Source organism: Pseudoalteromonas sp. S3785 (genome assembly GCF_005887365.1).
Taxonomy (GTDB): domain Bacteria; phylum Pseudomonadota; class Gammaproteobacteria; order Enterobacterales; family Alteromonadaceae; genus Pseudoalteromonas.
Genome location: NZ_PNCT01000020.1, coordinates 1 through 23357 on the forward strand (window position 1 = coordinate 1; position 23357 = coordinate 23357).

18 protein-coding genes and 2 pseudogenes are annotated in these 23357 nt (G+C 40.6%); 5 read left to right on the forward strand and 15 right to left on the reverse strand.

Annotated elements, in window-relative coordinates; translation table 11 throughout:
• The 7 genes and pseudogenes from CWC17_RS19770 to CWC17_RS05405 form a co-directional block, all read right to left on the reverse strand.
• Nucleotides 1-79: pseudogene (locus CWC17_RS19770) on the reverse strand (calmodulin); the annotation flags it as partial.
• Nucleotides 80-222: 143 nt separating this feature from the next.
• A complete protein-coding gene (locus CWC17_RS05380; protein ID WP_055016194.1) occupies nt 223-435 on the reverse strand; it encodes an EF-hand domain-containing protein in 213 nt (70 codons plus the stop codon).
• A 461-nt stretch (nt 436-896) separates the two neighbouring features.
• Nucleotides 897-1559 (reverse strand): PilZ domain-containing protein, encoded by a 663-nt coding sequence (locus CWC17_RS05385; RefSeq protein ID WP_138612303.1) that lies wholly within the window; start codon nt 1557-1559, stop codon nt 897-899.
• A gap of 29 nt (nt 1560-1588) precedes the next feature.
• Entirely contained in the window at nt 1589-3040 is a 1452-nt protein-coding gene (locus CWC17_RS05390) for a TrkH family potassium uptake protein (protein WP_055016196.1), read from the reverse strand.
• A gap of 50 nt (nt 3041-3090) precedes the next feature.
• Entirely contained in the window at nt 3091-3705 is a 615-nt protein-coding gene (locus tag CWC17_RS05395; RefSeq protein ID WP_138541949.1) for a YigZ family protein, read from the reverse strand.
• An 86-nt stretch (nt 3706-3791) separates the two neighbouring features.
• The gene (gene pepQ / locus CWC17_RS05400) at nt 3792-5114 is read right to left on the reverse strand and encodes a Xaa-Pro dipeptidase (protein ID WP_138541948.1); all 1323 of its coding nucleotides are present in this window, start codon (nt 5112-5114) and stop codon (nt 3792-3794) included.
• A gap of 184 nt (nt 5115-5298) precedes the next feature.
• Nucleotides 5299-7185 carry a transglycosylase SLT domain-containing protein gene (locus tag CWC17_RS05405; RefSeq protein WP_138541947.1) on the reverse strand — a complete coding sequence of 629 codons (1887 nt, stop codon included), beginning with the start codon at nt 7183-7185 and terminating at the stop codon, nt 5299-5301.
• 295 nt (nt 7186-7480) lie between these two features.
• On the opposite strand from CWC17_RS05405, the gene fadB reads away from it, so the two are divergent.
• The 3 genes from fadB (at nt 7481) to tusA (ending at nt 11307) form a co-directional block, all read left to right on the forward strand.
• Nucleotides 7481-9640 carry a fatty acid oxidation complex subunit alpha FadB gene (gene fadB, locus CWC17_RS05410; protein ID WP_138612304.1) on the forward strand — a complete coding sequence of 720 codons (2160 nt, stop codon included), beginning with the start codon at nt 7481-7483 and terminating at the stop codon, nt 9638-9640.
• Between the two features lie 4 nt (nt 9641-9644).
• The gene (gene fadA / locus CWC17_RS05415) at nt 9645-10814 is read left to right on the forward strand and encodes an acetyl-CoA C-acyltransferase FadA (protein WP_055016201.1); all 1170 of its coding nucleotides are present in this window, start codon (nt 9645-9647) and stop codon (nt 10812-10814) included.
• 253 nt (nt 10815-11067) lie between these two features.
• Nucleotides 11068-11307: a sulfurtransferase TusA gene (tusA, locus tag CWC17_RS05420; RefSeq protein ID WP_138612305.1), complete on the forward strand. Its 240-nt coding sequence runs from the start codon at nt 11068-11070 to the stop codon at nt 11305-11307.
• A gap of 120 nt (nt 11308-11427) precedes the next feature.
• Here tusA and CWC17_RS05425 read toward each other — a convergent pair.
• The 8 genes and pseudogenes from CWC17_RS05425 to dnaA form a co-directional block, all read right to left on the reverse strand.
• Nucleotides 11428-11952: pseudogene (locus CWC17_RS05425) on the reverse strand (REP-associated tyrosine transposase).
• Nucleotides 11953-12386: 434 nt separating this feature from the next.
• Nucleotides 12387-12836: an early set domain-containing protein gene (locus CWC17_RS05430; RefSeq protein ID WP_138612306.1), complete on the reverse strand. Its 450-nt coding sequence runs from the start codon at nt 12834-12836 to the stop codon at nt 12387-12389.
• A gap of 72 nt (nt 12837-12908) precedes the next feature.
• The gene (gene glyS / locus CWC17_RS05435; protein WP_138612307.1) at nt 12909-14978 is read right to left on the reverse strand and encodes a glycine--tRNA ligase subunit beta; all 2070 of its coding nucleotides are present in this window, start codon (nt 14976-14978) and stop codon (nt 12909-12911) included.
• A 2-nt stretch (nt 14979-14980) separates the two neighbouring features.
• Nucleotides 14981-15883 carry a glycine--tRNA ligase subunit alpha gene (gene glyQ, locus CWC17_RS05440; protein WP_004588055.1) on the reverse strand — a complete coding sequence of 301 codons (903 nt, stop codon included), beginning with the start codon at nt 15881-15883 and terminating at the stop codon, nt 14981-14983.
• Nucleotides 15884-16023: 140 nt separating this feature from the next.
• Complete coding sequence (gyrB, locus tag CWC17_RS05445) at nt 16024-18450, reverse strand: DNA topoisomerase (ATP-hydrolyzing) subunit B (RefSeq protein WP_055016206.1); 2427 nt, start codon at nt 18448-18450, stop codon at nt 16024-16026.
• 12 nt (nt 18451-18462) lie between these two features.
• Entirely contained in the window at nt 18463-19557 is a 1095-nt protein-coding gene (gene recF, locus CWC17_RS05450; protein ID WP_024032132.1) for a DNA replication/repair protein RecF, read from the reverse strand.
• A gap of 14 nt (nt 19558-19571) precedes the next feature.
• Nucleotides 19572-20675, reverse strand: a complete 1104-nt coding sequence (dnaN, locus tag CWC17_RS05455) for a DNA polymerase III subunit beta (RefSeq protein ID WP_004588058.1) — start codon at nt 20673-20675, stop codon at nt 19572-19574.
• A 13-nt stretch (nt 20676-20688) separates the two neighbouring features.
• Complete coding sequence (gene dnaA / locus CWC17_RS05460) at nt 20689-22080, reverse strand: chromosomal replication initiator protein DnaA (RefSeq protein WP_055016225.1); 1392 nt, start codon at nt 22078-22080, stop codon at nt 20689-20691.
• A gap of 616 nt (nt 22081-22696) precedes the next feature.
• Here dnaA and rpmH point away from each other — a divergent pair.
• Together rpmH and rnpA are read left to right on the forward strand one after the other, a co-directional pair.
• On the forward strand, nt 22697-22831 hold the full coding sequence (gene rpmH / locus CWC17_RS05465; RefSeq protein WP_004335215.1) for a 50S ribosomal protein L34: 135 nt from the start codon (nt 22697-22699) through the stop codon (nt 22829-22831).
• Nucleotides 22832-22838: 7 nt separating this feature from the next.
• Nucleotides 22839-23264 (forward strand): ribonuclease P protein component, encoded by a 426-nt coding sequence (gene rnpA / locus CWC17_RS05470; protein WP_138612308.1) that lies wholly within the window; start codon nt 22839-22841, stop codon nt 23262-23264.
• The last annotated feature ends 93 nt before the right edge of the window (nt 23265-23357 follow it).

Below are 23357 nucleotides of genomic sequence, written 5' to 3' on the forward strand. Positions count from 1 at the left end.
TATCAAAATCTGTTGCTGCAATTGCAGCTGAAGAAGAGGCAATTGCTAATAGTGCCATCGCTTTATTTAAATGCTTCATAATTTAATCCTTCAATATACAAGTTACTTAAGTTTAATAAGTCATATTTTTAAATTAATGATTTTCACATCCTTGTTATCCTTTTTCGTAAGCTCCCTTGCCTACTTAGGTTGTCATTGGCAACTCAGGATTGTTATCACATATTAAGCTTTTGAAAATTCTTCTTTTGATAACTCACCATTTTGGTCAGTATCTAATTCTGAGAACATGCTCATCAGTTTTGCATCAATAGATGCTTCTGATTTGCTGATTGTGCCGCTGCCATCTACATCTAACGTATCAAAATCTGTTGCTGCAAATGCTGCTGATGATGAAGCTAGGGCGATAAGTGCTAAAGTTTTATTAATGCTTTTCATAATATAATTCCTTCAAGTATATGTGTGCGATTAAGTGGTTTACTTTAAATCACGTTTGTTCAGTACAACCAGACTATTACAACTTAAATGCCAGCTTTTAAAACATTATATTTTTCATATAGTTAAAATAGCTTTCAGCGATTTTTAATAAATTGAGGCGATTTTTTTGTTGCAAACTAGCAACAAGAAGAATTACTGAATTTATAAGTTCAATTAATTCAATTAGTTACGCATAATAAAAAAGCTACAATTTTTAGCTTAAATTGCAACAGTGATAAGTTTTCAAGAAAGGAGGCTAAAATTTAGGTGTAAGGGGCGCTAAAATATAAAATTAGCTTACTAGTAAAAATCAGATATGTGATTGATTTTATAGTAATAAAAATTAATTTTTGTGTTTTTAAAAAAATTTTATGGTCATTAAAGTAAAAAAACGACCATTTGTTGCTATTAAGCGAAACCGCTTAATCTAATGGCAGCTCGAGTATAGCGGGATCAATAAAATGCTCTTTCATAAACGCCTTCATTTCCTCTTCACTGGCTAAAAGCTTAATACCGCAATTAACCCCCGCGGCGTGCGGCTTTACACTGCATATTTCGCCAGTAAATGCTTTATTGTTGGTATCAACCGTCACCGTACATTGCATATCTTTTATATTTTCGTCGCTTTGATCGTCGCGTACATCAAACATCACCCCGGTAAGCGAGATATCTTTAATCACCCCTTCAAGTACTCTATCGTCACTGAGCGTTAATTTTGCAGGTAATAAGGTCGGTATGCGTGTTTGCGCGCGCAAAGCAAATAACTGAACTTGTGTAGGGTAATTAATAAAAATGAGCCTAGTAGGATGTGAGGCTATCGACATCACCTGCTGCCTAAATGCTATTACTTGCCCACCACTGCCTTCTATAACCGCTCTTACTACGACCATTACACCGTCACGCAAATAATCATTAGCAGCAGGTAATCGTTTTGAACTTGGGTAATTTAAAATAATAAACTTGTTTTCTAGCAAACCAATAAACTCTGTTTTTACACGTTTACTACTAGTAGGCGTAACGATTTCCAAGTCGACTACTCGCCCTGTTGTTAACTGGTGTAATTTATCTAAATTAGAATGTGGCATGCCTGTTCCTAAGCATCATTTATATATTATTACCCACGCCAAAAGGTCGGCGTAAATAGCACGAGTAAGGTAAATATTTCTAAGCGACCAAATACCATGGCAATCGTTAATAGCCATTTAGCACCATCGCTCACTGCCCCATAGTGCGATGCAACATCACCTAAGCCCGGGCCTAAATTATTTAAACACGCCGCTGTAGCCGAGAACGCGGTAATGTTGTCCATACCGGTTCCCATTAGCGCCAGCATTATAATAATAAACACCAATGCATACGCTGAGAAAAACCCCCATACGGCTTCGACTACTTTATCGGGTAAGGCTTTACGACCCAGCTTAATAGAGTATATAGCGCGTGGGTGCACTAAGCGGTTAAGCTCACGTATGCCTTGTAGGTATAGTAAAAACACGCGTACGACTTTCATACCGCCACCGGTTGAACCTGCACAGCCACCTATAAAGCTCGAAAAAATAAGTAATATAGGCAAAAACAACGGCCATGTGGAAAAGTTGTCAGTAGCAAAACCGGCTGTGGTACTCATAGAAACAGCCTGAAACAAGGCTTGGTCGAGTGTTTCATCGCCATCGGCAAATATTTCGTTAGATGAAAGCACGGTAAAACAAATCACCACCAGCGCTAACTGTATAAGCAAAAACACTTTAAATTCGGGGTCGCGAATGTACACCTGAATATTACGACTTGCTACCGCAGCGTAGTGCAACGAAAAGTTAACCGCAGCAATAATTAAAAAGAATACACAAATAAAGTTAATGACAGGGCTGTCGAAGTGCCCTATTGAGGCATCGTAAGTAGAAAACCCGCCAATCGCCACGGTAGAAAACGCATGACATATGGCATCAAACCACTCCATTCCTGCCGCCCAATATGCCAACATGCACGAAATAGTTAGTGACACATAAATGTACCAAAGGTGCTTTGCGGTATCGGCAATGCGGGGGGTCATTTTTGAATCTTTTACAGGACCTGGGATCTCAGCTCGGTATAACTGCATACCACCGACCCCAAGCATAGGCAGTATAGCAACAGCAAGTACAATGATACCCATACCGCCAAACCACTGTAATTGCTGGCGATAAAACAAAACAGACTTAGGCAGGTATTCAATGCCGGTAAGTACAGTGGCGCCTGTGGTTGTAAGGCCCGAAAAGGCCTCAAACACCGCATCGGCCATAGATAAGTTAGGCTCTTGTAAAAAAATCAGCGGTAACGATGCAAATGCCCCTAGTACCAGCCAAAACAGGACAACAATTAAAAAGCCTTCGCGCGCTTTTAAGTCGCCGTTTTCATGCCTGTTTGGGTAATAGGCTGTTAAACCAATTACCACACTAAATATAAACGCTAATACAAAAGGAACACCACCACCATCTTTATAAAATAAAGACACCACCGCAGGTGGCACCATGGTAATACTAAACAGCGCAACTAGTTGGCCAAGAATTTTTATGATGGTACGAAATTGCATGTAGCTTATCGCTTTTATTATTAGTAAGTATAAGTGTGTAAGTTATTGTCTTACTCTTTGATAGTTAACTCAACTGCGCCATGGCTTAAATCAAAAATATCTTTAATGGCCTGATTAGCTTGGCGACTATCAATAGTAATAACCCATTCAATATTAGCAGTAAATTGTTTTTCTATATTAAGTACTTGATAGTTGGTTTTTAACAACTGCTCTATAGCGCCCTGCATGCTGTATTCACTTTGGCCAACAATCTCGATACTTGGTACTTTTGTTACCGTTTTTAGCTGCGAAAGTGCGTTATTTAGCGATCCGCCATAGGCACGCACTAACCCTCCAGTACCAAGCTTTATACCACCAAAATAACGGGTAACTACTGCAGTAATTTCGCCAAGTCCAGAGCCCACCAGCACATTAAGCATGGGTTTTCCTGCAGTGCCATTTGGCTCGCCATCATCAGAAAAACCATAAACATGGCTGCCACCTGGGTTACCCGCTACGTGGGCCCAACAATTATGACGTGCATCGGGGTACTTTTCTTCAATGCTTTTAATAAAGGCTTTAGCTGCCTTAAGGTCTGGTGTATGCGCAATATGCACAATAAAGGTGCTCTTTTTTATTTCTTCTTGATGAAACACATCAGCAGCCGGGTATTTATATTCAGACATAATTAAAGCTCAATTAAAAATGGGGCCAAAAGGCCCCTTTGTATTCGCGTATTTTAGCGCGTATTAGCGAACTCGTCTTTATTAGCTTAGTCGAGCGCTAAATCTCGAGTCATATTTTCTAGGCTGTCCTCGTGAACAATAATATTGTCTTCAATACGAATACCGCCATATGGTTTTAACGTCTCGATTTTATCCCAGTTAATAAACTGTTTACTGTCGGTTTGCGCTAAATCACCTAATAACGAGTCTATAAAGTAAAGCCCTGGCTCAATAGTAAACACTTGGTTTTTCTCTATTAAGCGCGTGCAGCGTAAAAATGGGTGCCCTTCTGGCGATGGCTGGTGCGTGCCTTTATCATCACGCATAAAACCGCCCATATCATGCACCTGTAAACCCAGGTGGTGGCCCAAACCATGAGGAAAAAACGTTGAAGTAATTTTACGCTCAATAATTTCTGTGGCAGGTAAGTTTACAATATTGAAGTCACTCAGTACTTGGGCAATACGGTTATGACAATCAACGTGTAAATCGCCATACAACATGCCTGGCTTTAAGGCGTTGCCTAGCTCAATTTGTATTTGCGTCATTGTTTGTACTAGCTCAGCAAACTCACCCTGCTTTTTAAAGTCGTATGTACGGGTAATGTCTGCGGCATAACCATTAAAGTTTGCGCCAGCATCGATTAAAAACGAATTATGAGTAAGTGGTGCTGTTGGCTCAAAATGCGTGTAATGCAAAATAGCGCAGTTTTCGTTAAGTGCAACTATATTGCCATACGGCATTTCGTTTTCGCTTTGGCGTGTAGCTATAAGGTACGCTTGTTGAATATCAAATTCGCTACCACCATTGTAAAAGGCATCGCGTGCAGCTTTGTGCCCATCTACCGCAATACGGTTAGCTTGGCGTAAACATTCAAGCTCGTACTGTGTTTTATAGGCGCGGTTATAGTGAAAATAATTAAGTACTGGCTCTGGATTCATAATACTAAAACCTAGCGCTTGTGCTACCTCTAGGTATTCGCCCATGTAAGCATACTTAGCCTTATCGTAAGGTAATAGTTTTTCAACTTGATCAGGCTGTAGCAATAATTCAATATCAAAGTACTCAGCCCAAAAATCGCGTGGCTCATCGGGCACTTTGTGCCAAAAATCAACTGGGCGGTAAAAAATAAGCTTAGGTTTATCGCTTCCATTTACCACAATCCAACAATGTGGATTATCAATAACAGGAAGCCATGCTTTAAAGTGTGGATTAACTTTAAATGGGTAATACATGTCGTCTAAAAACTGGCGCTTAGCTTGGCCTGAGTGAATAACTAAACCCTCTAGCCCTTCACGGTCACAAATTGTACGCGTACGTTGTTGTAATGTGGCAATATGCTCTGCATATAAAACGGCTAATTTATCCATTGTTAATCCATCTGTTAAATTTAACTTGCTTTGAGTCTACCACTTAAACGTAAAGCGCTCAAAAAAGGGGGATATTTAACATGCAAATATCCCCCTAATACTTATACCCATAGTGTTAAGTTATTAGCCCTTTATTTAGCACGCTCGAATGGCTAAATATTTAAGGCTATTAGTATTACATAATTTACCCACCCATTTTCATATTGAGTAACGGCGCGAGCACGTTTCCTTCTCGGCCCATTCGGGTGTGGTAAACTTGGCGATAAGCAAACACGTTTTTTACGTAATCTCGTGTTTCTCTATAGGGGATCAGCTCAACCCATAGCTCTGCGGGTATAGCTTCGTCAGGTAACCAACGTTTAATACGATGATACCCTGCGTTATAAGATGCCGTAGCGAGTATTTCATTGCCTTTGTTTTTCTTTTTCAAGTACTGCAAGTAACTAGTACCTAAGCGTATATTGGTTTTAGGTTGGTACAAACGCGTACTCGATACCGTCGCTTTATTAACGTATTCTGCCGTGCTAGGTAGCAGCTGCATTAAACCGCGTGCATTAGCATGGGATCGCGCATCGGGTGCAAACGAGCTTTCACGCCGCGCAATGGCAATACTCCACGCGGGATCTATTTTGTTACGCTTGCTATAACGTTCAAAAATATCTTGAAATGCAAACGGAAAACGCAGTTCGACATAATCCCACGCTTTTATTTTAGCTAACGTAAATATAACGTTATCGTGCCAATTGTTTTGCGCTGCAACTTTTGAGGCAGCCAGTTTTTCTTCGTCGGTAGAGGTATTGGTTAAGTAATTCCACTCTCGGCGTGCTGAAGTGAAACGCTCTAGTTCGTAAAGTGCTTTTGCGCGTTTAAAGCCCGGCGCATTCATCACTTTATCTACCAGTTTTTGGTCAACCTCTAAAGGGTGATTGTTTAAATCGACCGGCAGCCCTAAACGTGCCGCCGCTAAAAAACCATAATAATCACGATTTGTGGCTACTTTAGCCCAAATTTCGTCTGCTCTTTGTTGCTCTCCTCGCTTAGCATAGCTATAAGCCAGCCAATACTGCTGGCCTAAACTTAAATTATCTTTACCCGTAAAAAAAGCTGCTATGCCTTCCCAGTCTTGGGTTTTTAGCATATTACCAAGTTGCCACTGAATTAACTTTTTGTCTTGCCGCGCTTTTGGCACTTTATTAAGCCAAAAGCTGGCTTGCTTGTGCCCACTTGAAGCAAGCGATAAAGCAAACGTGTAATATAAATCTGCTTTTTCTTCGTCGCTGTAATTAAACATTTTTTCTAGCTTTTGCCAGGCCCTTAAAGCCAGCGCTTTATCGCGCCAAATTAGACGCTTAACTCCGTAAATGGCTATTTCACCTTCTTTTGCCGACTTATTTTTATACCGATATAGCCCCGCTGCTGCACTTGGGTCACGGCGTACTTTTAAATATAAATCGGCTAAGTAACGCTCGTTTTTAGGTAACAACGTTTTTAAATAAGGCAGTAAGCTTTGGGTACCGCCCTGCGCTGCAAGCGTTATGCGCTTCCATATACGCTCATTATTTAAATAGCCTTTTTTGCGCCATTGTGAAAATAACGAGTCGCATTCATTTGGTTGCGACTTACCCACCGTCCATAAATCGGTAACTTGATTAAAAATGGCTTTTTCTGGCGCCCCTAAATCAAGCTGAAAATCTAAAAACGTGCATGTTAGCGCTGCGTTAGACGTTTCTCGGTAGTTTTTAATATAAGCGGCTTTTTTGTTATTTTTTTCAAGATACTCCAACCATGCTTTGCGTACCGGCCACTCAAGCGGGGTATGTTCATAAATGGTTAGGTAACTTTCTATTTCGCTTTGATACTTAATATTAGGATGGCGTTGCCAATATGTTTTTTCGACATACGGCTTTAGCGGATGATCTAACCCGTTTATTGCTTCTTTAAAGTCTTGGTAACTTCCATAGCGCACTTTCTTTTCTGCATCTAAAAACGCGTCATTATCGATACTCGCTTGGGCAGAACTAAAAGGAAGAATAAAGGCAGCTGCCACAGCGCTTAATAAAATTTTTTTCATAATATCCTTTAGGTTTAATGACCTGTCAGGGTTAATAATTTCCAGATTGGGGCACTAAAACAATAATGAGAGTGCCTTTAATAAAATATGAACATCATTTAATTTACGCACTCATGATAATTAATGAGTACCTTTCGCACATTCCAGTACACCTTAGCACCAAACCAGCTATATTTTAACCAGCCGTTTGTAACCGAGTTAAATTTTTCGTTGCATTTTAATTTTAAAGCAAGCACACTGGTCGAAATGCAAACTCATCGTACCAGTCTTAGTTCGTCAACTAGGGAGAATAATAATGTTATATAAAAGCGATTCCTTTGAAGTTAGCTTCCTAAAGGAAAACATCGCCGAGTTTAAGTTTTGTGTTGCAGGCTCTGTAAACACACTATCTCAAAAAACTCTTTCAGATTGTGCAGCAGCATTAAAAGAATTAGCGTCTAATTCTGATATCAAAGGCATGATTTTTACCAGTGATAAAGACCACTTTATAATTGGCGCAGATATCTTCGAATTTTTACCAACATTTACTAAACCAGAAGAAGAATTAGTAACGTGGATTAAAAACGCAACCGACGTTTTTGACGCAATCGAAGACTTACCATACCCAACTCTTAGCGCTATAAACGGCTTAGCACTTGGTGGCGGGTGTGAGTGGGCACTTGCTACCGATTATCGTGTTGCAAGTGAAACTGCAAAAATGGGCTTACCAGAAGTTAAACTTGGCATAATGCCTGGTTTTGGTGGCACAGTGCGCTTACCACGCATTATTGGCGCAGATAACGCCATGCTTTGGATTACCTCAGGTAAAGAAAATCGCGCCGCTGAAGCCTTAAAAGTAGGTGCGTTTGACGCGGTAGTTAGTGCTGACAAACTTTTAGAGTCAAGCCTAGCAACACTTGAATTAGCAATTGCAGGCAAGTTAGATTGGCAAGCAAAACGTAACGTAAAACTTCAGCCACTTAAATTAAACCGTGTTGAGCAAGGCATGAGCTTTGCGATGGCAGAAGGTATGGTAATGGGTAAAACCAAAGGCCACTATCCTGCACCGGTTATGGCAGTTCGCACTATTAAAGCAGCGGCCAACTGTGAGCGCACCGAAGCAATGGCAATCGAAAATGCTAACTTTGCAAAACTTGCACGTACTAACGAAGCTGCTGCACAAACGGGCATTTTCTTAAATGACCAGTTTATTAAAGGTAAAGCACGCAAGCTTGCTAAACACAGCGATGTAGAAATTAAACAAGCGGCTGTATTAGGCGCGGGTATTATGGGCGGCGGTATTGCATACCAGTCTGCTTATAAAGGTACACCAATTGTAATGAAAGACATCCAACAGGATGCGCTTGATTTAGGTATGGGTGAAGCATCTAAACTACTTGGTGCAAAAGTTAAACGCGGCCACATGCCAATGGAAAAAATGCTGGCAACGCTTAGCAAAATTAAGCCAACGCTTAATGATGCAGACCTTCAAAACGCCAACATTATTGTTGAGGCCGTTGTAGAAAACCCTAAAGTTAAGCAAGCAGTACTAGCCGACCTTGAAAAGAACCTGCCAGAAGGTACGGTACTTACGTCAAACACATCGACTATCTGTATTGATTTACTCGCAGAAGTACTCGATAAGCCAGAAAACTTCTGTGGTATGCACTTTTTCAACCCAGTGCCAAAAATGCCATTAGTCGAAATTATCCGTGGTGCAAAAACCTCTGATAAAACAATTAACGCTGTTGTTGATTACGCCCTTAAACTTGGCAAGTCACCAATTGTTGTAAACGATTGCCCAGGCTTTTTTGTAAACCGTGTTTTATTCCCTTACTTTGCAGGCTTTAGCAAATTAGTTGTTGAAGGCGCTAACTTTGCAAAAGTAGATAAAGTAATGGAAAACGTATTTGGCTGGCCAATGGGCCCAGCTTACCTACTTGATGTTGTAGGTATTGATACAGCTTACCACTGTACTGGTGTAATGGCAGACGGTTTCCCTGAGCGTATGGCACGTGCAGAAAAAGATCCGGTGACTGTTTTTGCTAACGAAAAACGTTTTGGTCAAAAGAATAAAGCAGGTTTTTACAAGTACGAAACAGACCGTCGTGGTCGTCTTAAAAAATCAAGCGATGCAACAGCGGTTGAGCTACTAGCACCAATTACTGATGCACCGAAAGAATTTGATAAACAAGAAATCATTGACCGTTGTATGATTCCAATGATCAACGAAGTACTTCTTTGTTTACAAGAAGGCATTGTTGCTTCTCCTCAAGAAGCTGATATGGCTCTTGTATACGGCGTTGGTTTCCCTCCATTTAGAGGCGGCGCGTTCCGTTACTTAGATCAAACAGGTTTAGCTAACTTTGTTGCAGCAGCAGACAAATATGCTCACCTAGGTGCGATTTACCAAGTATCAGAGCAAACTCGCAAATGGGCCGAAGAAGGTCGTGTTTTCTATAAGGTGGAAGGTTAATATCATGAATAATCCAGTAATTGTAGATTGTATCCGCACACCAATGGGTCGCTCAAAAGGCGGCGTATTTAAAAACAAGCGTGCGGAAGACTTAAGCGCTCATTTAATGAAGGGCTTACTAGAACGCAACCCAGCAGTTGACCCTGCATCAATTGACGACATTTATTGGGGCTGTGTACAGCAAACACTAGAGCAAGGCTTTAACGTTGCACGTAACGCCTCGTTACTTGCGGGTATTCCACACTCTGTACCTGCTACAACCGTTAACCGTTTATGTGGCTCGTCAATGCAAGCATTGCATGACGCAGCACGCGCTATTATGACAGGCGCTGGCGACACTTACCTAATTGGTGGTGTTGAGCACATGGGTCATGTTCCTATGACTCACGGTAACGACTTTCACCCTGGCTTAGCAACTTCAATTGCACAAGCATCTGGCTCTATGGGTTTAACTGCAGAATACCTTGCGACTATCCACGGTATTAGCCGCCAGCAGCAAGACGAATTTGCATACCGCTCACATCAACGTGCACATGCTGCAACAGTTGAAGGCCGTTTCCGCCGCGAAATTTTAGCAATGGAAGGTCACGCAGCTGATGGTTCTTTAATTTTAGTTGAAGATGATGAAGTAATTCGCCCTGAAACAACGGTAGAAGGTTTATCTCAGCTTCGCCCAGTATTTAACCCGGCTTCTGGCTCGGTTACTGCGGGTACGTCTTCTGCACTTTCTGATGGCGCATCAGCCATGTTAGTAATGAGCGAAGAAAAAGCTAAAGAGCTTGGTTTACCAATTCGTGCACGCGTTAAAGCTATGGCTGTTGCAGGTTGCGATCCATCAATTATGGGTTACGGCCCAGTACCAGCAAGTAAAAAAGCACTTGCACAAGCAGGTCTTACTATTGATGACATTGACGTAGCAGAGCTTAACGAAGCATTTGCGGCACAATCACTGCCTGTACTTAAAGACTTAGGTTTAGCAGACGTGGTTGATGAAAAAGTGAATTTAAACGGCGGCGCAATCGCACTTGGTCATCCACTAGGTTGTTCGGGTTCGCGTATTAGCACCTCGCTTATCCACTTAATGGAAGACAAAAATGCAAAATACGGTTTAGCAACTATGTGTATTGGTTTAGGCCAAGGCATTGCCACTGTATTTGAACGTGTTCAAGACTAACTATTAGCTTAAACATGTAAAACCATCTTGGTGATTAAAAAGGCGAGCTAACCTATGTTAGTTCGCCTTTTTTATGCCACCAGCTTTTGCAGGTTTAAAATAAATAATGTGATCGGGCGTATTAAACTTATGCCAGATTATTTATTACTGTATTACGCTTACCCATTATGCGCAAAATAGTTAACCCACAGCTTTATTTGCGCTAAACTAACCGACCTAACCAAGCCGCGACTATTTTTACAGGTAACTTTTTATGAGCTTTGATAACCCCGATCACCAATTAGATGCCATGGGCCTTCGCTGCCCAGAACCTGTAATGATGATACGCGCTGCAATTCGTAAGATGAACGACGGTGAAACGTTATTAATTACCGCTGATGACCCATCAACCACTCGCGATATTCCAAGCTTTTGTACGTTCATGGATCACACGCTGGTGGCTAAAGATGTTGAAGAAGCACCGTATAGGTATGTGGTGAAGAAAGGGCTTTAAGGTTTGAAAGTTAGTTTAGTAAGTTGGTTTTTTAATATTTAACGCATCGTCAAGAGCATAAGCCATATGTAGGTTGGGTTCAGTTTTACGAAATCCAACTTGCTTTATCCCACCGAAATATTATTCATCATACAAAGTGCATGAATCACTATTGCAATCCCAATATTGGCTTAGTTTAGAATTTTTGACGTATTGATGAAAACTTGAAAATGGCCAATCACTCACTTTAATAACATGGTTATGTTTCACTGGGTTGTAGTGAATATAATTAATATGGTTGTTTAAGTCTTCTTCATCCCTAATTTTATGTTCCCAATAGCGACGCTTCCAAATCCCGCGCTCACCTTTGGCTATTCGACTTTTATTACAAAACTCTGTTGATGGCAGCTCTCTAGAAAAGCCTGATTTAATAAGTCGCCAACGCATTGCGTAATTACTATCACCTTTAGGTAATTGCCAAATAGCATGAAGGTGATCGGGCATGATAACAATTGCAATCGTCTTTATTGGATGCTTTTTTGCCACCTTTGAATATACACGGCGTAATAACTCTATATTTTCCACAAGCAAAGACTAAGATCTATCTTCTAAATTTACCGTAAAAAAATAACATGCGCCCGTCTCTAACATACGCTTATAACGCATATTTTTATCCATAAAATAAACAGATAAATAAGAGTATAGATTAGTTTTGTTAATTGTAATCAAGACAAGTTTACGTAACTCAACGAATTTGATAACCACCAGCGCAGTTCTATTCGCCGCATATGTTGGATTTCGTTTCACTCTACCCAACCTACTTAAAATCTACTTATCTTTTATAACGCTTTTGATTTACGACTGTAATTAGACTAACTAAGCTCATAAATTTGATTGTATGTTTATAGCAATCAATAAAAATTATTATTGATGTAGGTTGGTTTGAGTTTTACGAAACCCAACGTATTTGATAACCAGTAGCCCAGTTTTACTCGACGCACATTTTGGGTTTCGTTTCACTCTAACCAACCTACGATATCCTTGTCACAAATCTATATGCCCACTCGGGCAGCTAAAAGCTGACAGCTCCCAACTAATAGCTATTTCTTCGTTAACGTCACTTTCGGCTTATCATAATCACTGTAATCAATGCTTACTATGTACGTGCCTTTTATTGCGGGCGAGTAGCTAAAGTAATTATAAATAGTATTACAGTCTGCAAGTACGGGTTGGCCGAGCGTTAGTTTTTGCCCTGCTGGTTGGGCATCGCTGTAGCCGCAGTTGTAGCCTTCACTAAAATCGGCGTCGGCTATTTTAAATTCGTACACTTTACCCGGGGTACTAAATTTAACTTCTGCTTGGTAAAGCGCGCCGCCCACAGGCATAAATTGGTACTGAGGTTCTGCGTCCCAAAGCGTAAAGTCGCCTCTTAGGTAAATTGTTTTATCCAATTCTTGTTGTGGCAGCACATCGTTAATAGACACCTGGCTAGTACATGCGGTTAGTAAGCTGGCAATAGCAAGCGTTAAAATTCGTTTCATTGGCATCATTAATTGAAGTCCTTTGTTCTGTTAAAACTAAAAAGCCAGCAAAACGCTGGCTTTCTATTGGCTTAAGCAGTGTTATTTTTGCAGTACAGATATATCTGCAATATCTAAAAATAAGCGGCTTAACTGGCTTAATAGCGCAAGGCGATTTTGCTTTACAGCTTCATCGTCGGCCATAACCATGACGTTGTCAAAAAAGTTATCAACACTTTGACGGATACCGGCTAATTGGCTCAATGCCTCTTGGTAGTTTCCATCAGCGTAAAGTGGTGCAAGCTCAGTCGCAAATTTTGCCACTTGTGATGCTAATACTTTTTCGGCGTCGTCGCTTAATAAGCTCTCATCAACATCACCCTGGTTAGTAATATTGTTTTTAGCCAGAATGTTACCTACACGCTTATTAGCCGCTGCAAGCGCTTCTGCTTCGTCTAATGTACGGAAATGGCTTACCGCTTTAACACGGCGGTCAAAATCAACAGGTTTCGTTGGGCGACGTGCAAGCACAGCTTGAATTACGTCTACTTCAATGCCTTCATCTTGATACCATGCGCGGAAACGCCCTAGCATAAAATCAAATACATCCGTTGATACATTTAGATTAGTTAACTTATCGCCAAACAATGTTTGTGCTTTTGCTACTAGGTCTAAAATATCCAGTGGTAGTTCTTTTTCTACCATGATACGCAGTGCACCAATGGCTGCACGACGAAGCGCAAATGGGTCTTTGTCGCCTTTTGGTGCTTGGCCTATACCAAAAATACCCACCAGCGTATCAAACTTATCAGCAATAGCGACTGCACAGCTAATTAGGTTTGTAGGTAGGTTATCACCTGCAAAGCGTGGCATGTATTGCTCGTTTTGTGCAATAGCTACATCTTCTGCCTCGCCATCAAAGCGTGCATAGTGCATACCCATTACACCTTGTACGTCGGTAAATTCCATTACCATTTCGGTCATTAAGTCAGTTTTACTTAATAGGCCGGCACGTTTTGCAAGGTCTTTGTCGGCACCTAGTTGCTCTGCAATGTAGCCAGCAAGTTCGCTAATACGTACAGATTTATCTTTAAGCGTACCTAACTGCTTTTGGAATAAAACAGTATCAAGTGACTCTAGTCGGCTTTCTAGGGTTTTCTTTTTATCAGTCTCAAAGAAGAACTGCGCATCAGCTAAACGTGGGCGCACTACTTTTTCGTTACCTGAAATAACCACGCTTGGATCTTTACTTTCGATGTTAGATACAAACAAAAACTTATTTAAAAGTTTGCCATCTTGATCTAATAGCGGGAAGTATTTTTGATCGTCCTTCATGGTGTAAATTAGTGCTTCAGCAGGTACATCTAAAAATGCCTCTTCAAATGTTGCCGTTAACGTTACTGGCCACTCTACCAGTGATGTTACTTCTTCTAATAAGTCTTCATCCATTGCAACAACCGCATTCACTGCGCTTGCAGCGTCTTCTATTTGTGCACGAATTAGCGCTTTACGTTGTTCGTAATCAGCAATAACGTAGGCAGATTTTAATACGTCGAACACGTCATCTGCGTGGTTAATGGCGATTTTTTCTGGGTGGTGAAAACGGTGGCCTTGTAACTGGTTAGTTACTTGCTTACCTAAAATTTCGCCTTCAATAAGTTCATCACCAAATAAAATAGTGACGGTATGAACTGGACGAATAAATTGTGTTTTATTCGCGCCCCAACGCATCGGCTTAGGAATTGGTAGCTTTGCTAATGACTTTGCAATGGCATCGCTCATTAGGGTTTTAGTTTCTTGTCCTGCTACTTTAGCAATATGTAAAAGCCAAGCGCCTTTATCGGTCTCGAGAGTTTGTGCTTCACTTACCTCAATACCACAACCACGTGCCCAACCCATTGCTGCTTTCGTTGGGTTACCTTCGCTATCGAACGCTGCTTTCGTTGCAGGGCCGCGCTTTTCAACTTCTTTATCTTGCTGCTTAGCTTCAAGCGCTTTTACTTGTAAGCCTAAACGACGAGGCGATGCATACCAGCTTACACCTTCATGCCCAAGCTCTAGTGTTTCAAGCTCAGCTGTTAGGTTTGCGGCAAAGGCTTCTGCTAATTTACGCAGTGCTTTTGGTGGCAGCTCTTCGGTGCCAATTTCTACTAATAAATTTTGTGCTGACATGCTTACTTATCCTTACACAGCGGGAAACCAAGCGCTTCACGTGCATCGTAATAACTTTGTGCACATGCTTTTGATAACGCTCTTACACGTAAAATATAACGTTGACGCTCAGTAACCGAAATTGCATGGCGCGCATCTAATAAGTTAAATGCATGCGATGCTTTCATTACTTGCTCGTATGCAGGTAGTGGTAAATTTGCTTCAATTAGCTTTTGGCTTTCTGCTTCACATTTATCAAACTGTGCAAATAAGTCATCTACGTTTGCGTGTTCAAAGTTGTAAGTAGATTGTTCTACTTCATTTTGATGGAATACATCGCCGTAAGTTACACGCCCTAATGGACCATCTGCCCATACTAGGTCGTAAATACTGTCTACACCTTGAATGTACATTGCTAAACGCTCTAGGCCGTAAGTAATTTCACCGGTTACAGGAGAGCACTCTAAGCCCCCTACCTGCTGAAAGTAAGTAAACTGCGTTACTTCCATACCATTTAGCCAAATCTCCCAACCTAAGCCCCATGCGCCTAGCGTTGGTGATTCCCAGTTATCTTCTACGAAGCGCACTTCGTGCGTTAGGGTATCAATACCCATTGCTTCTAGCGAGCCTAGGTAAAGCTCTTGAATGTTATCTGGTGATGGCTTTAAAACCACCTGAAATTGGTAGTAATGTTGTAAGCGGTTTGGGTTTTCACCGTAGCGGCCATCGGTAGGACGACGGCACGGTTGCACGTATGCGCTCGACATTGGCTCAGGGCCAATAGATTTTAAGAATGTTTGCGGGTGAAATGTCCCTGCGCCCACTTCCATATCAAGTGGTTGAATAATGACACAGCCTTGCTGTGCCCAATAATCCTGTAAAGCCAGGATCAAACCTTGAAAGGTTTTAACGTCATATTTTTGCATATTTGGCTTTTTACTATCTGAAAGTAGCGTGAAAATTACCCTCAGTATACCTTGTGCACACGCAGGTTTTAAGCAGTTTGTGCGGTTGTTAAAATAAAAAAGGAGCCATTAGGCTCCTTTTAAGATATGAGTATAATTTTTTATACGTCTAGATTAACTACGCGAAGAGCGTTCGTTTCAATAAAGTCACGGCGTGGCTCTACTTGATCGCCCATTAAGGTTGCAAACAATTGATCCGCCGCTACAGCATCTTCAATTGTAACCTGTAGCATGCGTCGCGCTGAAGGATCCATGGTTGTTTCCCAAAGCTGATCAGGGTTCATTTCACCTAACCCTTTATAGCGCTGAATGTAGATCCCGCGCTTAGATTCTGCGATCAACCACTCTAAAGCATCCACAAAGTTATCAACAGGTTTTGTTTTCTCACCACGTTGAATATATGCACCTTCACCAAGGATGTTAGCAATGTTAGTACCAGTCACAGCAATGCGTTGGTAGTCGCGCGAGGCAATAAAGTCGTAGTGTAATACATGGGCTTTATCAACGCCGTGCTGACGAATATTCACAACCGGGAAGTACAAATTACGCTCTGCATCATGCTCTGTGCCAGCATGGAAAATTGTTGCATCTTCATCACGTGCTATTAAGTCATCAACAAGTTCTTTAGTCCACTCAATTACTTTAGCTTCGTTAGATAAGTCTTCTACTTTTAACTCGCTTTGGTAAATCAAACGTTCCATCACCGTGTTAGGGTATTTACGTTTTAAGCGTTCAATGACTTTAACTGTGTTTTGGTAATCTTGTACTATTTGCTCAAGCGCTTCGCCTTCAATCGCACTTGCATTTTCGCTTGTGTAAAGCGCTGCATTATTTAGTGCAAGTGATGTTAGGTAGTCTACAAGCGCAGGATCGTCTTTAATATAACGCTCTTGCTTACCTTTTTTCACTTTATAAAGTGGCGGTTGTGCAATGTAAATGTATCCACGCTCAACAATTTCTGGCATCTGGCGGTAAAAGAACGTTAATAGCAATGTACGAATGTGAGAGCCATCCACGTCCGCATCGGTCATGATTATGATGCTGTGATAACGCAGCTTTTCTGGGTCATATTCATCACGGCCAATACCACAGCCTAGTGCCGTAATTAGCGTTGCTACTTCTTGTGAAGAAAGCATTTTATCAAAGCGTGCTTTCTCTACATTCAAGATTTTACCTTTAAGTGGCAAAATAGCTTGGTTTTTACGATTACGACCCTGCTTAGCTGAACCGCCAGCTGAGTCACCCTCCACTATGTATAGCTCAGATAATGAAGGGTCTTTTTCTTGGCAGTCTGCTAATTTACCAGGTAAACCTGCTAAATCCATAGCGCCTTTACGACGAGTCATTTCACGAGCTTTACGTGCGGCTTCACGTGCTCGTGCTGCATCAATAATTTTACCAACAACAATTTTGGCATCCATTGGGTTTTCTAATAAGAAATCAGAAAACTTTTCTGCCATTGCTTGCTCAACCGCAGATTTAACTTCGCTTGATACTAGCTTGTCTTTAGTTTGTGATGAGAACTTAGGATCAGGTACTTTAACACTTACAACCGCTGTTAAGCCTTCACGCGCATCATCGCCCGTTGCGTTACTGGTTGTTTTAGCTTTTTTATTAAAGCCTTCTTTTTCCATGTAGTTATTAAGTGTACGTGTAAGCGCAGATCTAAAGCCGGCTAAGTGAGTACCACCATCACGTTGTGGAATATTATTAGTAAAACAATAAATGTTTTCCTGGAAGCCATCGTTCCACTGCATTGAAACTTCTACGCTAATACCATCTTCTTCACGCTCGTGAGTAAAGTGGAATACACCTTTATGTACTGGTGTTTTATTGCGGTTTAAGTATTCAACAAACGCTTGGATACCGCCATCATATTTAAAGTGGTCGGTTTTATTTTCTTCGCGTTCATCAGTTAAGATTATACTTACACCTGAATTCAAAAACGATAGCTCGCGTAAACGCTTAGCTAAAATATCGTAATGAAAATCTAGGTTTGTAAATGTCTCAGCACTCGGCCAAAAACGTAGCTCTGTACCTGTTGTGTCAGCGTCGCCAATAATAGCTAATGGTGCGTTAGGTACGCCCATGCTGTAAGTTTGCTCGTGTAGTTTGCCTTCACGACGAATAGTAAGTGTTAGTTTTTCTGATAATGCATTTACTACTGATACACCAACACCGTGTAAGCCACCTGATACTTTATAAGAGTTATCGTCAAACTTACCACCAGCATGAAGTACCGTCATGATAACTTCGGCAGCAGACACACCTTCTTCTTCATGGATAGAAGTTGGGATACCACGGCCATTATCTCTTACCGAGACTGAACCGTCTAAGTGAATCGTTACATAAATATCATCACAATGACCTGCTAAGGCTTCATCGATAGAGTTATCAACGACCTCAAACACCATGTGGTGTAAGCCTGTGCCATCATCGGTGTCCCCTATATACATTCCAGGACGCTTTCTAACTGCGTCTAATCCTTTAAGTACTTTAATACTCGACGAATCGTAATTCTCAGACATGGTTAATCCCACTTATCTTGTTATTAGGTTGCCATGTTTCACGTGGAACATTTGTAGTTCTCGTTGCATGGGTTCCACCACAGCAGAAATACTTTCAGACAAAATTGAAGAGATAAAAATTTGAGAACTGCAATGAGCCAATAATTGCCCCACTTTCTCTTTTGTATCTTCGCCTAACTCTGAAGGTAGATCATCTATTAGCAATATAGATTGCTTATCTGTCTCTGACTCAATTAAACTATTTTGCGTTACTTTTAACGCATAAAGCAATAACTTCAATTGACCGCGCGAAAACGTATTTTCTACACTGTTGCCAGCGACACTAAAACTAAAATCGGCCTTATGAGGACCTTTACTAGTAAAACCTTGGCGAGCGTCTCGCTCAAAGTTTTGCTCTAATGCATCACTTAAAGACTCGCTGTCTTTCCAGCCTGCATTAAAGTTGATTTCTAAATCGCGTATAAGCGTTAATTCTGCACACATTTTATCAAAAAACTGCTGCTTAAACCTACTTATATACGCCATTCTTAATTTATTTATTTGTTCTGCCAGTCTAACAAATTCTTTGTCCCAAAACCTAATTTGGTCAAAATAATTCTTTGGCTTACTTTTTAAAAGTGCATTGCGTTGTTTAAGTACTTTATTAAACGATTGCCATAAATAAAAAAACTCATGTTCCACGTGGAACAAACCCAGATCTAAAAATTTACGTCGCTCTTTTGGGCCACCAAAAAACAATGAATAGCTTTCGGGTGTAATAATTTGCACAGGCATTAACTGTGCAAGCTCAGAGATTTTTCTACTGGCTTTCCCTTGTATTTTTAAATTAGTTTCACCGCTTTGGGTTTTACTAATCCCAATAGGAATTGACAAGTCGTGTAGCGCTTTGCGGCCATGTATTACAAACTGATCTTGCTGATGTTGAATAATACTTTTATGTTTAGGTGTTCGAAAAGATTTGCCATGAGAAAGGTAATAAATAGCCTCTAAAAGGCTGGTTTTTCCGCTGCCGTTTTCACCATAAATTATATTAACGCCGTTGACTGGTTCTAGCGTCAGTGCCTCAATATTACGAAAATACTTGAGGCTCAAGTGACTTAAACTCATTTATAATGGGTATCTTATAATCGCATAGGCATAACCACGTACATTGCCTCTTCATCGCCCGCACCTTCAATAAGTGCACTGCTGTTTGAATCAGCTAATGTAAATAGTACATCTTCTGTTTTTAATGTATTTAGTACATCTAATACATACGACACATTAAAACCAATTTCTAGCTCATCACCCTCGTACATTACTTCTACTATTTCCTCAGCCTCTTCTTGCTCAGGATTATTAGCCGTAATTTTAAGTAAGCCGTTAGCTAAGTTTAGGCGTACACCTCTAAACTTTTCGTTTGATAAAATAGACACACGTTGAAACGCATTACGTAACCACTCGCGGTTAGCAGTAATCACTTTATCTCCACCACGTGGTAATACACGGCGGTAATCCGGGAAACGGCCATCCACTAACTTACTTGTAAAAGTAAATTCCACATCGATAATACGAATATGGTTAGCGCCAAATTGAATAGTAACTAATTCTTCATCAGCCACCATAAGGCGCATAATTTCTTGCACACCTTTGCGCGGTATGATTAATTGGCGCTGCGTATTTAATGATTGACCTAATTCTTTTTGCGCTATTGCCAAACGGTGGCCATCGGTCGCCACAGTTTTAATGTCAGTATTATCAACTTCAAACGACATGCCATTTAAATAGTAACGCACATCTTGATTTGCCATCGAAAAATGCGTGCTTTCAAGCAACTTGCGTAGCTCTAAACGCGTTAGTTGAAACTCTACCTCGCCATCCCACTGCTCTAAGTTAGGAAAGTCTTCCGCGGCAAGTGTAGTCAATGAAAAGCGGCTTTTACCACTGGTTAATAGCAGTTGGTGCTCTTGTAAGCTCAATGTGAGCTCAGAACCATCTGGTAGGCTTTTACAAATATCGAGTAATTTTTTAGCAGGTAGCGTTAATTTTGTATCAGCAATATCATCACCAACAAAAACACCTGCAACAAGTTCAATTTCAAGGTCTGTACCTGTCATTGAAAGTTGCCCGTTTTCTACCACTAACAATACATTAGATAATATAGGTAACGTATGTTTACGTTCAATCGCACCCGATACTTGCACTAATGGCTTTAAAAATTGTTCTCTTGAAATGGTTATTTGCATAATAAAGTCAGCCCTAAGATGACAACGTTCTTATTAAATTTTGATAATCTTCTTTTATTTCGTGGCTTTCATCACGTAGTGATTTAACCTTACGACACGCATGTAATACGGTGGTGTGGTCACGCCCACCAAATGCGTCACCAATCTCAGGTAAGCTGTGATTAGTTAATTCTTTAGATAATGCCATAGCTACCTGGCGCGGCCTTGCGATAGAGCGGCTGCGGCGCTTAGATAACAAGTCAGACACACGTATTCTGTAATACTCAGCCACGGTGCGTTGTATGTTGTCTATAGTGACAAGTTTGTCTTGTAGTGCCAACAAATCGCGCAATGCTTCTTTCACAAAGTCGATAGAAATCGGACGACCGGTAAAATTAGCATTAGCTATTACACGATTAAGGGCGCCCTCTAGTTCGCGTACGTTTGAACGTAATTTTTTTGCGATAAAAAAGGCAACTTCGTGCGGTAAGTTAATTTTACTCTGCTGCGCTTTTTTCATTAAAATAGCAACGCGCGTTTCAAGTTCTGGCGGCTCTATCGCAATCGTTAAACCCCAACCAAAACGTGATTTAAGCCTGTCTTCTACGCCCTCAATTTCTTTTGGGTAGCGATCAGAGGTTAAAATAATTTGCTGATTACCCTCTAATAATGCGTTAAAGGTATGAAAAAACTCTTCTTGCGAGCGCTCTTTATTAGCAAAAAATTGAATATCATCAATCATTAGCGCATCTACACTACGGTAATAACGTTTAAATTCTTCGATGGCGTTATTTTGTAGTGCTTTTACCATGTCTTGCACAAAACGCTCAGAATGCATGTAAACAATTTTAGCATCGGGCTTGTTTGCCATAATGCCATTACCTACTGCATGTAATAAGTGAGTTTTACCTAAGCCTGTACCACCGTAAATAAATACTGGGTTAAAGGCAGAGCCAGGGTTATCTGCAACTTGTGTTGCAGCCGCTTTTGCTAGCTGGTTAGATTTACCCTCAACAAAACTGTCAAAGGTATAGTTTTCTTTTATATTAGATTTATAGCCCGATTTAGGCGCAGGCTCTACTGGTGCTTTTTGCTCTACAGGTTGCTGTTTAGCAGGTGTCTGTGCACTAGGTGATGCAGGGGCTTCAACACTTGGCGCCGCCGCTTGAGTATTGAGTAGTGGTTTACTACCTACATCAAAACGTAATTCGGGCGCTTCATCACCACAAATTTCTACCAGTAACTCATTAATACGGTTTAAATACTTTTCTCTTACCCAATCAAGAACAAAGCGATTAGGTGCGTAAATCGTTAAGGTATCTTCGGTACTTTCTGCTTGTAGCGGTCTTACCCACATACTGAATTGTTGCGAAGGCAACTCATCTTGCAATACATATAAACAACTTTGCCAAACCGACAGATACACAGTTAAACTCCCAGAGGTATAATTTTTATTCCCGCACATCAATAATGATTAAAAATCATGCATTTATTGCGTTTAATTGGCCAGCTACGCGACCCAAGACCGCGTATTATGAAGGCACTTTATCCACAAGTAAAAGATTGATTTTTATAAAATTGTTGATATCAGTGTATAAATATCTTAATAGACTGATTTATATCGACTTTTATTTTAAAGCCAGATAACAGATCATAACAAAAACACAGGCAGATCGCGAACCAATTTTACGATCTAAATGAGTTTTCCCATGCTTTTATTCACTTTTTAAACATCAGCTGTGGAAAACTTCTTTATTATGATGATCCTAGTTGATCACCCTACTTTATTACGATCCACATTCTTTTAGTCGCTCCAGGCTATTAATTCGCCTTTTTGCATAAAAGCAGACCATTTTGCTTTAAATTTAATCCATAAATATCAAGCCAACGCACAAAAAATGTAATAAACACGGTGTTTACAGCGCAATTATCATTGACTTTAAAGTGCTTAATCTATAATATCTCGCGCTCGCAATGGCACCTGTGCCAGGATCGCGACCTGCATAGGATGTTTTAACTTTAACCGATCGGATGAGATTGTTATGAAAAGAACTTTTCAACCTAGCGTTTTAAAACGCAAACGTGCTCACGGCTTCCGTGCTCGCATGGCAACTGTAAATGGCCGTAAAGTATTAGCACGTCGCCGCGCTAAAGGCCGTAAAGTACTTTCTGCTTAATATATAAGTGGAAGACTTTAGCTTTGGCAGGGAGTTACGTCTGTTAACTCCCTCGCATTACTCTCGCATATTTAATGAACCCGCTCGGGCTGCAACTCCTTTATTTACTCTTTTAGCTAAACCAAATGACCAAGATAAACCTAGGTTAGGACTTACTGTTGCTAAAAAACGTGTAAAAAAGGCATGCCAACGTAACCGTATTAAACGACTCGCTCGCGAAAGTTTTCGTTTAAATCAACACACCATCGATAATATTGATATTGTGCTTATGGTAAAAAATGGTATTGATGAGCAGTCTAACGAAGAAATAACCAAACAACTTACAAAATTGTGGCGCAAAATTAATGAACGCTGCAAACCTGGTGCACCTAAACCACCACCTTTTAAAAAACGCCCAAACAAATCAGCTAAATCTAATAAACAACCCCGATAGCAATAGAATTGCAGGGTTAATTAATGTATCTTTAGCTCACCTTTTAATCATGCGTTTAAAATCTCTAATTGAGCCTTTAAATACATGGTATCT

Excerpts from the sequence above, each read along its gene's own strand:
- CWC17_RS05380 (WP_055016194.1), bottom strand. The coding sequence starts at position 435 with ATGAAAAGCATTAATAAAACTTTAGCACTTATCGCCCTAGCTTCATCA.
- CWC17_RS05385 (WP_138612303.1), bottom strand. The coding sequence starts at position 1,559 with ATGCCACATTCTAATTTAGATAAATTACACCAGTTAACAACAGGGCGA.
- CWC17_RS05390 (WP_055016196.1), bottom strand. The coding sequence starts at position 3,040 with ATGCAATTTCGTACCATCATAAAAATTCTTGGCCAACTAGTTGCGCTG.
- CWC17_RS05395 (WP_138541949.1), bottom strand. The coding sequence starts at position 3,705 with ATGTCTGAATATAAATACCCGGCTGCTGATGTGTTTCATCAAGAAGAA.
- pepQ (WP_138541948.1), bottom strand. The coding sequence starts at position 5,114 with ATGGATAAATTAGCCGTTTTATATGCAGAGCATATTGCCACATTACAA.
- CWC17_RS05405 (WP_138541947.1), bottom strand. The coding sequence starts at position 7,185 with ATGAAAAAAATTTTATTAAGCGCTGTGGCAGCTGCCTTTATTCTTCCT.
- fadB (WP_138612304.1), top strand. The coding sequence starts at position 7,481 with ATGTTATATAAAAGCGATTCCTTTGAAGTTAGCTTCCTAAAGGAAAAC.
- fadA (WP_055016201.1), top strand. The coding sequence starts at position 9,645 with ATGAATAATCCAGTAATTGTAGATTGTATCCGCACACCAATGGGTCGC.
- tusA (WP_138612305.1), top strand. The coding sequence starts at position 11,068 with ATGAGCTTTGATAACCCCGATCACCAATTAGATGCCATGGGCCTTCGC.
- CWC17_RS05430 (WP_138612306.1), bottom strand. The coding sequence starts at position 12,836 with ATGATGCCAATGAAACGAATTTTAACGCTTGCTATTGCCAGCTTACTA.
- glyS (WP_138612307.1), bottom strand. The coding sequence starts at position 14,978 with ATGTCAGCACAAAATTTATTAGTAGAAATTGGCACCGAAGAGCTGCCA.
- glyQ (WP_004588055.1), bottom strand. The coding sequence starts at position 15,883 with ATGCAAAAATATGACGTTAAAACCTTTCAAGGTTTGATCCTGGCTTTA.
- gyrB (WP_055016206.1), bottom strand. The coding sequence starts at position 18,450 with ATGTCTGAGAATTACGATTCGTCGAGTATTAAAGTACTTAAAGGATTA.
- recF (WP_024032132.1), bottom strand. The coding sequence starts at position 19,557 with ATGAGTTTAAGTCACTTGAGCCTCAAGTATTTTCGTAATATTGAGGCA.
- dnaN (WP_004588058.1), bottom strand. The coding sequence starts at position 20,675 with ATGCAAATAACCATTTCAAGAGAACAATTTTTAAAGCCATTAGTGCAA.
- rpmH (WP_004335215.1), top strand. The coding sequence starts at position 22,697 with ATGAAAAGAACTTTTCAACCTAGCGTTTTAAAACGCAAACGTGCTCAC.